Source organism: Treponema sp. OMZ 805 (assembly GCF_050937395.1).
GTDB lineage: Bacteria > Spirochaetota > Spirochaetia > Treponematales > Treponemataceae > Treponema.
On sequence record NZ_JACCLP010000004.1, the window covers coordinates 74,303 to 87,078 of the forward strand.

A 12,776-nucleotide genomic window follows, 5' to 3' on the forward strand; every position below is an offset into this window, starting at 1 on the left:
TAAACAGGAATATGAAACTGGTGTAAAGATGTATTACGATGTAAAAGCAGCTGATCTTGGAAGCGATAAGATTGAAATCAGCGTTGTTTTTAAAGACATTTAGAGAAATACTATTAGCAAAAATAACACGGTAAAACCGGCTGGCAATCAATCAAATATGCAAAATCCCAATAAGGGAACAGCTGGTGCAAATCGCAGCACGCCCAAAGCCAAGAAAATCGCGGCGAACAACTTAATTCAAATAAAAAAGGGAAGTAATGTATAATAAAAAAAGAATCTAACATCCGCCTGTCGTCCGGCGCACAGCGGCGTCCAACACGCGAATTAAGCTGACGGCGGAACTCAAAAGCCTTACGGCCTTCTCGCTTCTTGCAGCTTATCCGCCGCCCGTTAGATGGATGGCGCAGAGCGCCACTTGCTGTTAGTAAAGTAAATCTTCCGACATTTTTTACCAAGAAAAATATAAAATCGTTGGCGGATTTTATGAAAGGAGTACTATTGGCGATGTATTATTGATAAATGGGGAATTTCTATGGCCATCAATTCCATGCCGTTTGCAAATCGAGGAGAGCAAGCTGCGATTGTTTTTGGAATTTTGGGCGTGGAAATATCGACAAAAATCCAGCAAAGTCAAGCTTGTCTGGATTTTTTATAGAAAAACGTGACTTTTTATGTTATACTATTGGTAAGTTGCAGAAAGGATGTCGTTATGTCTTATGAAACAATGGTTGAACAAATAAAAACAGTTCCTCAAGAATGTCTTGTTGATATTGAAAACTATATTCAGTTTGTTTTGTATCGATATAATCAGAATGTAAAAACTGAAAAAACTCCAAATCTCTCAAAATATTTTGGTTCTGTAAATTTAAAAAAAGATGGTCTTTCAATTCAAAAGGAAATGAGAAATGAATGGAACTGACTTTGTAGCTGATACAAATGCGTTAATTTATCTTCTAGACGGTAATTCTTGCATGAGCCCATTTTTACAGAGTAAACTTGCATTTTCAGTTATATCTGAAATGGAACTCTTGTCTTTATCTGGAATAACAGCTACAGAAGAAAGTAATATAAAATCACTCCTGCTTGATTGTAAAGAAATTTCTCTTACAGGCGAAGTAAAAGAAAAAACAATCGAAATTCGCAAAAAATATAAAACAAAACTTCCCGATGCGATTGTTGCAGCTTCCGCAATTGTAAATAATCTACCACTTATTACCGCTGATAAAAGATTTAATCAGATAGAAGAATTACAATTGGAATTAATTATTCCAGTTATGTAAATAAAACCTAACACTCTTCTTCAACCTGACATTGGGGATGTCTCAAAAGTTGGTTACTTTTTCGCTATCTATGCGAATTTAAGTCTTTATACGGTAATAACTTTTAAATCTACCATGGATGGCAGTGGTTTTAACAATAACAAGTTTTCGATGAGAAAACTTGAAGATAAAAACGGTACAAGGACGTACCGTTTTTATCGTAACATCGCATCTAAATCTAAGGAAACTATCCAAAAACTGTTACACAATACGCTTTAGCGGATATGATAAATCATTTTCTTACAGAAAAAACCGATAGGCTTTCAGTTTTTGGACAGCCCCATTTTTCCAACAAGCGGGCAAACGTCCGATACATTTGCTCTGTCTGGCTCTGTTGATTTTACTGCTAAAATCGGTACAATCGGCATAGCTACAACTTTGAGGTTCCTATGATTCTGTTTGTTTCCTTTCTTATCATTTTGGCCATGCTGTCAACCAAAATCAGTGATAAATTCGGACTGCCGCTCCTTATCGGTTTTATTCTTATCGGTGTCCTTGCCGGAAGTGATGTCTTAAATTTGTTCTATTTTGACAATGCGCTTTTAACCAAAAAAATTGCAGATATCCTGTTGATTTTTATTATTTTTGACGGTGGTTTTTGTATTACAAAGGAGACGTTTCACAAAGTTGCAGGACCATCGATGACGCTTGCGATTCTCGGCGTTGCACTGACTTCGGCGACACTCGGCTTTCTAATTCACTTTGTCCTTGAATTCGATTTAGCGTATTCGATGCTAATTTCTTCCATTATTTCTTCTACCGATGCGGCCGGTGTTTTTATGATTACCAAGTCGAACCCGATTAAGGATAACCTTGCCGCAACGCTCAATGTTGAATCCGCAGCGAACGATCCGATGGCGATCTTGCTTACCCTTACCTTTGTGCATATCGCGACAGGGGCTTTTCAATCTCCAGCTCTGGCTGTTGCACAGCTTATTTGGCAGTTTGTCGGCGGCATTATTATCGGTTATTTTGCTTTTCAAATTTCAGTCTGGTTGTTTAACCGGCTGCAGTCGGATAATAGAGGGAATTATAACGTTTTGATGCTCGGATGCGTACTGCTTGGATACGGTGCAGCGGAGCTTTGCCAAGCAAACGGGATTATCGCGGTGTTCTTTATGGGCTATTGGATCGGCAACACAGCCTTCCCTGCAAAGCGCAGTGTCGGAAATTTTCTCGAAAGTGTTTCCACTATTTTTAATATCACGCTCTTTATTATGCTGGGACTTTTATCGTTTCCGCATCAGTTTGTCCATATCTGGAAAGAAGCGCTCATCATTGTCGGTATTATGATGTTTATCGCCCGTCCGCTTGCCGTGTTGGTTTCTACGTTCCCGTTTCAATATACCCGGAAGGAAAAATTCTTTTTAATGTGGGGCGGCATTAAAGGCGCGGTTCCGATTGTTCTTGCAACCTATCCGCTTTCAAACGGGCTAGATGAAAACGGCTTTATCTTTAATACAATCTTTTTTGCCGTTTTCCTTTCCTGTATTATTCAGGGAACGACGCTTGCGCCCCTTGCTCGATTGCTTAAATTTACCAATCCTAAAAAACCGGAATCGCTGTATTCGGTTGAGTTGTATTCACTTAAAGCAAGCGACATCGATATCTTCGATATTTATATTGAAGATCATTCCGGCAGTATCGGTCAAAAAATCAGTAACCTCCATTTAGATAAAGATACGCTTATCAGTTCAATTGTGCGGGATGGTAAAATCATCTTTCCTAAAGGCGATACCGTCATTCAAAAAAGCGATATTCTCTATGTACTCGCTCATTCGGCAAAAATAAAGGAAATTACGGAAAAGCTTAACGAACCGAGCGAGTGAGATATAGGGCGTGAATATTGCTCAATACCGATAAAACAGATATAGTAAATCCATTAATTCCGGACTAATACAAGAGGAGTCACAATGAGCGAAAATAAATTGAAAATTCTTGGATGGATAGGAACGGCATTGTCGGTTACCATGTACATATCTTATATCCCTCAGATTATGGATAACTTACACGGAAATAAAACCGTTTTTCTTCAACCTTTGGCAGCAGCTGTCAACTGTACGATATGGGTTTTATACGCATTGCTGAAAGATAAAAGAGATTATCCGCTCGCAGCAGCAAATGCACCGGGCGTTATTTTCGGTTTGATAGCAGCAATTACCGCTCTTTAGGCGCCCGCGAGTTTCTAATAAGTCTATAGATATACAGAACTTATTAGAAACCCGCAAATTATACTTTTCCTACTTCTTCAATTCATGAATATTGATGGATTTAATGTTCGGGGTTCTACCGTCTGAAGAGGTCGGAATCTTAATAGTTCCAGCCCTAATCTCATCAAAAATCTTATCCCGTCCGGCAACATTCGGATCAAAGCCGATGAGCTTCCAGTTGTAGCTAACCTTGGGAGTAATAACTCCCTTATCAACATCCTTTACATACGCGCCGATTAAATCACGTATGCGTCCGGCGTCCTGCATCACTTCATACGAATCGTAATACACGTCTTTAGGCGTTGCAAGCTTCAAACTTTGCAGCGTACCAAAGCGGTAGTTGTTGACAGCAACCTTATACACCTTTTTAGGATCAAGGGCTTCCCCTTTTATCTTCGCGTTTGCGATTCTATTCCCAGCCTCTTTTGAAATATCGATGTCGTAGTCGATACCTTCAAACATATCGTAGTTGTAACCGCGAACATTGGGGTTGAACGAAATCGTTACGTCGCCTTCCTTTGCAGTGTTATAATATGATGCCGACCACTCCATGTATTTTAAGAGGTTCTCGCCGGTCATATTAACGCCCATCAGCGTATTGGAATATTTATAGATAAAGGCGACATCTTTTTTCTTAAAATCTCCTTTCTTTAAATTCATGTCAAAGCGGAAGGCGGCCGCAGCAGCAACATCAGCCTTCGTGTAATACAGCTGCACATCATTGATTAAGTCGATAAGGGCGGTATCTTCCAGCTGAATGGTAGGCATGGTGGTAACCTTGTCTTTTCCGGTAATGTAGTCTACGCGCGGGATAAAATCAGCGGTAACCTTTCCGACGATGAGGTTTGCATCCGCAACAGATTTGTCATGCACAAATTCAAACTCTTTTTCCATCGCTTTATCGGCAGCGATTTTGGCAGTTTCGCGGTTTTCCGCTTTTACGGAAACAACCTTCCATGCGCCGTTATCCTTTTTAACCTGTACTTCGCCAACGGCCAAAGCCCAACCGTAGCAGCCCGGCTCAATGATCCATGTTTTATCACCGTTCTGGCCGTCTATAAGGGTGGCATACCGAGCGTGTTCATGCCCGCCGAAGATTAAATCGAACTCAGGGATTTGCTTCGCCATTTCGATAACGCCGCTGTTGGTGCCGTATTCACCGTTACGTCCAAGGTGGAAGGCGCCGATTAAGACATCGTATTGCCCTTTTAAGGAGTCGACGGTTTCGCGCGCAACGGCAATCGGGTCTTCAAACTCCAGTCCCTTAAAGTGAGAGGGGGCGGCAGCTTCCCACATCGGGATATGGGGCGGCACCATACCGATAACGGCCACGCGGACTCCTTCAATATCAAACAGCTGATAGGGCAGTACAAAATTGCTGCCATCCTTGGTGTTTTTGATATTGGCGCTTAATACCGAACCGTTAAAGTGGCGGATATTACGGGCAAGGAATTCTTTTTCAAAATTGAATTCGTGGTTACCCAATACCCAAATATCGTAGTTCATGTAATTGAGCGCTTGAATCATCGGGTGGGTGTCAAGGTCGTTAAACAGGTCGGCGCTGTTATCTTGCACCGTGTCGCCAACGTCGATTAAAACGGTGTTGGGATTCTGTGTGCGAAGTTCCTGTGCAAGCACGTAAGTTTTTACAAAACCTGCTGCCGGTGTTTCTTCGCACACTGCGTAATCGTACGCATAGAGCCGTCCGTGTACGTCGCCTGTTACGCCGAAGGTAAGGGTAACGGCATCCGCGCCCGGTTGTCCCTTTTGGATAATCTTGTGGGTAAGTTTTACCTCATCAGATTGCTTTCCGCGTGCCTTTGCGGTACGTGCAGCGGTCTGTTCCGTGCTTCGTGATGCAGAATTTGTTTCGACGCAGGCTGTCAGCGAAAAAACAAAAACCAGTGCGGCTATAAAGCCGAGCATTCTTTTCTTGATCATGTGCATACTCCTTCACATTTTTTAAGCAAGTCCACCACAACTACATTGGGCTGCAGGAACTTCCTTCTTATCTATAGAACGGATATTATCCGCCTATTTTCTCATTTCATTTGCAGCCGGTATCCGCAGTATAAAAAGCGCAACCAACGCCGTACACGGAACCGCGGCGATAATGCCGATGCTGCCGGAAATGCCGTGCATAATTTCTATGACGATGCGCGGTATATTGATAAACTGCGTAAAACTCATGCCGTAGCCCCAAATCATCATCACCAGCGGCAGCGACGAGCCGGCAAAGGCTAAAATGAGCGTGTTACTCATCGTGCCGGTAATATCTTTACCCACCGTCAGCCCAGACTGAAACAGCTCTTTTTTAGTGAGGCGCGGATTGGCGGCTAAAATTTCCTGCATGGAAGACGCAATCGACATGCTGACATCCATCACGGCGCCGAGCGAGGCAATCAAAATTGAGGTGAACAATAGCCCATCCAGCTTGAGATTGTAGTCGGGCGCTAAGTTGAGTAGCTGCTCGCCGCCTTCCATATTAACGCCGGAAAGCTGCGCCGCGAAGGACACGATTACCGAGATAATGCCCGCAATGGTAATGCCGGCGACGGTGCCTGCGATGGCCGTATAGGTTTTGCGCGTAAAGCCGCCTATCAAAATAAAGCTGACGATGGTCATAACGGAAACAAGCCCGATAGAAACCGGCACGGGCGGGAACCCTGCAAACAGGGCGGGGATCAGTACGGTAACGATGAGCACACAGGTAAAAATGAGTCCAAGTGCGGATTTTAAGCCCTGTCCCCTACCGAGGAGAATCAGTGCAGCAAAGAACAACCCCACCAGCACAAAAACATAGATGTCGCGTTTGAGGTTATAGAGCCACACGGCCGTTTTCCCGCCGCTCTCCCGCAGCGTGAACACCGCCTTTAAGCCCCTATAGGCAAAATTGCTGTGCAAGCTGCTCAGCGTGTTATACACTTCAAATACTTGGTTTTTATATTTCCCTTCGAGAATTTTAACGCGAAGTTTTTGCGTACCGCGATATCTGCCTTGCACGACAGGATCGGGAGAAAGGTCTTCTTCCAAAATCTCCATCACAATCCCCTCAGCAAACTCTTGGATAAACGGAGATTCCGGCTTGAGTTTATTTGAAATTTTCGGCATACCGAAACAGAGAAGCGCTGTAATCACCAGCACTGTCCCTGCAAATACTTTTTCTTGCATACTCTATGGTAGAATTATATCGCGAGATTCCCCCACCCGTCAACATTTTTTCTCTATGTCAATAGTTTTCTCCCTATAGTTTTCTCCCTATTTTCAAAAGATATAAAATATGATATACATACCGCTCAACTCAAAATTATTTAAAGCAGGATACAGAGCATGGTAAAAAAACGTTTTTCAATCAGCAATAAGTTGATTATCATTTTCGGGCTTTTAATTGCAGCTGCCTCGCTGACGGAAGGTGCACTGGCAATCGGCTTTGCACGGAAAGCCGTAATTGAAAAATTGGAAGTGCAGCTTGTCGATAAAGCTTTGGATGAAGCGGAAATTATCGACGCAAAAATCAGTGCTTTTTTTCAATTTTTAGAAGGGTTATCTCATATCCCAATACTGTATGATTCAACCGCTTCCTATCAAGAAAAAATAGAACAACTGCAGAAAAATACAATGAGCAACGATATAATAGAAGAACTCAACATCAGCGATACCGCAGGTATTTGTTATGCAAAAAGCGGCACGGTAAATGTAAGCGACAGGGCATGGTTTAAAGCTTCAATGAAAGGGGAACATTTTGTTTCCGACTTACTGATTTCAAAAACAACTCAAAAGTTGATCAGTACGTTTTCGATTCCGCTTTATGATGAGGAGCAACGCATCACGGGTGTTTTATCAGCCGATATTTCCGGTCTATGGTTCAGAGATAATATCAAAGATATTACCATCGGCAAAAGCGGCAATTGCTACATCATAGGGCCGACGGGAGCAACGATTGCCGATCAGGATATTGATGCAGTAACAAGTATGCTCAATCCCAGTCAGGAAGGACAGAGCAATATGGAATTAGATTCTTGCGGAAGATTTGAACGGAATGCTATCGCTTCTTCGCAACCCGGCATCGGCTATTATGAGTACGAAGGGGTTCCTAAAATTGCAGCTTATACGAAACTGAAATCAGCCGCATGGACTACTATTGTATGTGCGCCCGTACACGAATTTATGGAAACCGTCAATACACTCCGGCTCAGTCTGATTTTAATCGGATTTGGTATTTTTGCAGGATCTGTTATCATTGTCTATTTAGTAGCCCGAGGAATGATAAAACCGGTTAAACGAACGGTTTCGGCTTTAAAAAACATCGCACAGGGAGAAGGTGATTTAACCATAAACCTTCCTGTAACGGGGAATGATGAGGTAACAGACTTATCCGAATATTTTAATGAGACGATTGCAAAAATAAGAAACGCGATCAAATCGATAGGCGTAAATTGCAATGAAATGGAAGAAATCGGAAACGAGCTCTCTACCAATATGACCGAAACGGCGAGCGCGGTGCATCAAATCAGTACGAATATCGACAGCGTAAAACAACAGGCAATGACTCAAGCAGCAAGCGTTACTGAAACCGCTGCAACCGTTGAAGAAATTGTTCGCACTATCAAACAATTGAATACAGGTATTGAAATGCAGGCAGCGAGTGTTGCTCAGTCTTCGTCCTCTATCGAAGAAATGGTCGCAAATATTGCCTCCATCACACAGACGCTTGCTAAAACCGACAACGCTATTAAAGACCTTACAACAGCGACAGGCGACGGCAAAGCAACACTTGTAACATCAAATACCGTAACTCAGAAGATTGCGGAAGAATCAGGTTCACTGATAGAAGCTTCGAGCGTTATTCAGCACATTGCATCGCAAACCAACTTACTCGCAATGAATGCTGCTATCGAAGCAGCGCATGCAGGAGAGGCTGGAAAAGGCTTTGCTGTCGTCGCCGATGAAATTCGCAAGCTTGCTGAAGATTCCGCAACACAAGGAAAGACAATTACCGCAACCTTAAAAATGCTCTCAGCGGAAATAGAAACGCTTTCCGCTTCATCAAAGACGGTAGAAGATAAGTTCAATGCAATATTCAACCTTGCTCAGCAAGTTAAAGAAATGAGCGCCAGCCTAACGGAATCGATGAAGGAACAGGAGCATGGCAGCAAAGAAGTTTTAACCGCTATTAAAAACATCAACACGGTAACAGCGGAAGTACAAGCCGGCTCCGAAGAAATGCTGAAAGGCGGTGAAGGGGTCGCTCAGGAAATGCGAAAGCTTGATAATCTTACCCGCATCATAACTGACAGCATGAACGAAATGGCGGCGGGCGCGATGCAGATTAACAATACCATGCAGGAAGTAAACGAGATTACGCAAAAAAACAAACAGAGTATCGATAATCTAGTAGAAGAAGTGAATAAGTTTAAAACTCATTAGGGGTTATCCTAAGAATCTAAGGAAACACTGATAATGCATTACGCTTCTGTCGTCTTGCTTTTATTATAATAACAAGACGGATGCTAGCCCTACACTACCTCTACGGCGGTCTTGCTGCGGAGATAGAAAATATAGGCTTTAACCGATTTGGGCGACTGTTGTCCGCCGGGGGCTTGACCGAACCCTTCCATTTTATAAAAATTTTCTACGGCAGCTTTGTAGATTAAAAGCTGCCTTCGATGTTGTTCAGGATAGATTTTTTGATCGGTTTTATAATCGATGATATACGCGGTATCTTCGTATTCAAAAAGCAAATCGATTTGCCCTATGACGAGCTTCCCTTCGTAGAGGGTTAAAAAGCCGTATTCGGTCTTTCTGAATGAAGCCTCTGCCGCCTTTTGTCCCAGCGGAGAAGAAAGAAAAGCGGTGCACAGTTTTTCCACTTCCCGGGCGTACTTTGCAGGCAGTGTACACGGGCGGTCTAAAAAGCGGGCTTCCATCGCTTTGTGCACCAAGGTTCCGAACTCGGTGGAGGAAAGCTCATCGCCGTCCTTTTCACCGGTATTGTCGCCCTGCTCGATATGTTCATTTAATTCGGTATGTTTCATAGTTTTAGATTGAGCCATCGTTTGTGAATATTCCATACTTTGCGCTTCCTTACTTTGAAGCATTGCAAGCGGTGCTTCGCTTAACCGGAGCCACTGCCGGTCTTTTTCAAATTGAGTTGCCGGTATGACGCGCGGTTCCGCAAGTGGAAAGTTTTTTTCCGCAGCCTGTCGGTATAGGGCACGGGTTTTATCAAGATTGAAGTGCTGCCGGTCTTCTGCGGTGTACTGTACGGTCGAGGCGGGGAGCGGTAACACTTCCGTAAAATGTACGCAGTTGATATCTCCGGATAGCGCCGGTAATAAGAGCTGAAAAAAACTTCGGTTATTTTCTTCCTTCTGAGGTTGTACAAGCTGTTGGCGGATTTCGTCCAAAGTTCGGGGCGTTTCCGATAGTTCCTCAATATCGCCGTCGGTTTCCTGCACACCGCTCATCAGCAGCCGAACCTTAGCCCGCGTAACGGCGACGTAAAGGAGCCGCTTTGTTTCGGCGAGGTGTTTAGCATTCGCTTCCTGCCGCAGTTCCTCAAAAAAGATATTGACGGAAGGATCGTTTTTTGTTTCCGGCGGCAAATGGATAACCGGCCCTAAATCCTTGTGCAAAAAGACCATGCCTTCCTTTTTTTCAGACTTTCCCGCATTGCCGCAGTCGGGAATACAGACAATCGGGAACTCCAAGCCCTTGCTCTTATGTACCGTCATAATTTTAACCGCGTCGCCGCCGTGTTCGAGCGGAATTTCCATATCTTCGACCCGCTCTTCCGCGTGAATATACGAAATCAGTGTGTCGATAAAAGCCGAAAGACTCTGCCCCGTGGCATCCGCTTTTACCGCAAGCGCAAACAGGTAGTCGTATAGTTCCAGATAGCGGTGGTAGCGCGGCTCCGTAAGCAATATGTACCGGTACCCTTCGTCATACCACAGTGCGGTAATCAATTCGGCATTACTCTTTTTTTTGATAGAGCCTTGGAGCCGCTCAAAAAGGGCGCAGGCATTTAAGAAATACTGCCGGTCTTCCGTATCCAGTTCTTCGGCAGCGGAGGGAGTAAAAGGTTGGGGGGCATGCTCAAGGCTGTGCAGCATCAATCGGGTAAAAGAGCGGTCGCTGAGGTGGACAAACGGCGAGCGGAGTACTTGGGCATACACGGCTCTGTCATGCGGGTACACCGCTAGGCGGAGCAAGGCGCAGATATCGTTGAGCGGCGCGTCGTGGAACAATCCTTTTTGCTGTACGGAAATGTACGGGATTTTAAATGCACGGAAAAACCGTTCGTAGACTGCTTGATGCGTCGAAGCGCGCAGCAGCACGGCAAAATCCGACCATGTACAGGGACGGGTAGACTGTGAGGCGTCATCGTATACAAGGTAGTGTTCGTCATGGAGCGCGGCTATTTTTTGCGCAAGTGTATACGCCTCGCATTCAATCGGTTTGAGAAAAGCGGTATCGGTGTCGGCGCCCTTCGGAAAGCGTTTTTTGTCGATAAATAAAATATCCGTCTGAGGCGCTAAATGGGGAACCGCCTCTCTGCTGAGGATGGGAATAAATTCCGCTTCAAACGCAGGCACGGTGCCGATAAGGGGTCGATTGGTTTCCGAATAAAAGACCCGCATAAATATGCTGTTAAAAAAGTTGAGCAGTTCCGGTTCAGTGCGGTAATTTGTTTGCAAGTTAATAGAAGCGGAACCGCCTCCTTGCCGTAAGTCCTGTGACAGCGTGCGGAACACCGAAACATCGGCGCCCCGAAACGCATAGATCGATTGTTTTTCGTCCCCGACAAAGAAAAGTTTATCCGGCACCAGCTCATCCGGCTTCGGTATCGATTGGTCGGTACGTTCTTCTTTTTCCGCAAGCAGAAACAAGAGGTCGCGCTGAAGGCTGTTATTATCTTGAAATTCATCGATCATAATTCGATGGGTTTGTTTTTTATAAAAGAGCCGCAAGTCGGGATCGGTGATGAGCGCGTCAACGGCAAGCTGAGCAATGTCGCCGAAATGCAGTATGCTCCTCCGCTTTTTTTCGGCAATGAACCGTTCCTGCAAAATACTGCAAAGCGCGTATATCTTTTGCATCTGCTCTTTGTGTGCATAAAAATGATACAGACTTTGCAAGCGGCCGGAGCTTCCGCTCAGTTCACCGCAGAGCGCCTTGCACGCTTTTACGTCCTCATCCTTTTTTGAACCCATCGTTTTTTTAACGCTGCAAATCGCTTTCAGCCGTTCAAGAAAGACAGGGCTCTGCGGGTCTTGCAGCGTAAGCGGGAATTCAGGGAGTTGCACGTATGCTTCTTTTACTGCGCTGATGTAGTTATCGTTTCCTTCAAGATGAGCGGCAATATCTCCGAGAATGCGTTCGGCTTGTTTGCGATAGCCGGTAAATAATGGTTCGGCAGCGGTCAGCTGATTCTGCAAGGCCTCAGAAAAATCAATCGGGCGGGAGACCGTAACGTAATCGTTTAATATTTTGACAAAGAAGTCGTTGATAAAATCGGTAATCGGTTTATCGCCGAGTAGATATTGCAGGTTTGTGTCCGCGCGGTGTTCAAGGAAAAAATCCAGCGAAAGGTTATAGGCGAGCCGTTTCGATTCGGTAAGATCGATAGTGAAATCCGGACTGATACCGAAGCGTCGGCATGCGGTTACGGCAATCTTATGACAGAATGCATCGATAGTCATAATTTGCGCCTTAAAAAAAGAATCCAATGCAGCGCCGGCGCGGTTCCGCTGTACCGCATCATCGGTTCCCGCATACATCTTTTGCAGCTCCCGATAAATACGCCGGTGCATTTCCGCCGCCGCCTTGTCCGTAAAGGTGAGGGCAAGGATATTTTCAACCTGATAGTTTTTTTCGGTAATCAGGTACACATAGCGGCTTGCCAGCACCTTTGTCTTGCCCGAACCGGCGCCCGCCGCCACAACGGCATTTTCATCCGTTTTTACCGCCTGTTTTTGATGTTCGTTTAAATCTTTGCAAATGTCTATCATGGTTTCTGCCCGTGTGTTCTTTGCGTGAGGGATTGCAGCGATAGTTTTTTTGCCGTTGGTTTAAGCAGCAGCAGTTTATGAAGCGAAACGTAATAACACTGCCCGGAACTTTTCAGTAATGGCAAAAAGCTACAAGCGGAAAGCCCGACGGTTTTCGCGAATGCGTAAACCGGCACGCCACTATTCTTAATTAAGCATTCCATAATCCTCAATCACTCATTAAATAAATTGAA

The 12,776-nt window shown here is 44.5% G+C and carries 9 protein-coding genes; 6 read left to right on the forward strand and 3 right to left on the reverse strand.

Annotation, left to right across the window (positions count from 1 at the left end; all coding sequences use genetic code 11):
* Positions 1 to 532 precede the first annotated feature (532 nt).
* From HGH47_RS04755 to HGH47_RS04775, 5 genes are all read left to right on the forward strand, one after another.
* The gene (locus HGH47_RS04755; RefSeq protein WP_269140250.1) at positions 533 to 655 is read left to right on the forward strand and encodes a hypothetical protein; all 123 of its coding nucleotides are present in this window, start codon (positions 533 to 535) and stop codon (positions 653 to 655) included.
* A 54-nt stretch (positions 656 to 709) separates the two neighbouring features.
* Positions 710 to 919, forward strand: coding sequence for a hypothetical protein (locus HGH47_RS04760; protein WP_212565852.1), 210 nt, complete (start codon positions 710 to 712; stop codon positions 917 to 919).
* Positions 906 to 1,280 (forward strand): type II toxin-antitoxin system VapC family toxin, encoded by a 375-nt coding sequence (locus tag HGH47_RS04765; protein WP_212565851.1) that lies wholly within the window; start codon positions 906 to 908, stop codon positions 1,278 to 1,280. Before HGH47_RS04760 ends, HGH47_RS04765 begins: the two co-directional genes overlap by 14 nt.
* A 428-nt stretch (positions 1,281 to 1,708) precedes the next feature.
* Positions 1,709 to 3,148, forward strand: a complete 1,440-nt coding sequence (locus HGH47_RS04770; protein ID WP_212565850.1) for a potassium/proton antiporter — start codon at positions 1,709 to 1,711, stop codon at positions 3,146 to 3,148.
* An 84-nt stretch (positions 3,149 to 3,232) separates the two neighbouring features.
* Positions 3,233 to 3,490 carry a SemiSWEET family transporter gene (locus HGH47_RS04775; protein ID WP_212565849.1) on the forward strand — a complete coding sequence of 86 codons (258 nt, stop codon included), beginning with the start codon at positions 3,233 to 3,235 and terminating at the stop codon, positions 3,488 to 3,490.
* 69 nt (positions 3,491 to 3,559) lie between these two features.
* Here the strand turns inward: HGH47_RS04775 and HGH47_RS04780 are convergent, their stop codons facing one another.
* Positions 3,560 to 5,470, reverse strand: a complete 1,911-nt coding sequence (locus tag HGH47_RS04780) for a bifunctional metallophosphatase/5'-nucleotidase (RefSeq protein WP_212565848.1) — start codon at positions 5,468 to 5,470, stop codon at positions 3,560 to 3,562.
* A 93-nt stretch (positions 5,471 to 5,563) separates the two neighbouring features.
* A complete protein-coding gene (locus tag HGH47_RS04785) occupies positions 5,564 to 6,700 on the reverse strand; it encodes a YibE/F family protein (RefSeq protein ID WP_212565847.1) in 1,137 nt (378 codons plus the stop codon).
* A 159-nt stretch (positions 6,701 to 6,859) separates the two neighbouring features.
* Between HGH47_RS04785 and HGH47_RS04790 the strand changes: the two genes are divergently transcribed.
* Positions 6,860 to 8,956, forward strand: a complete 2,097-nt coding sequence (locus HGH47_RS04790) for a methyl-accepting chemotaxis protein (RefSeq protein WP_212565846.1) — start codon at positions 6,860 to 6,862, stop codon at positions 8,954 to 8,956.
* Positions 8,957 to 9,045: 89 nt separating this feature from the next.
* Here the strand turns inward: HGH47_RS04790 and HGH47_RS04795 are convergent, their stop codons facing one another.
* Positions 9,046 to 12,543, reverse strand: a complete 3,498-nt coding sequence (locus tag HGH47_RS04795) for a UvrD-helicase domain-containing protein (protein WP_432910717.1) — start codon at positions 12,541 to 12,543, stop codon at positions 9,046 to 9,048.
* Between the last annotated feature and the right edge of the window lie 233 nt (positions 12,544 to 12,776).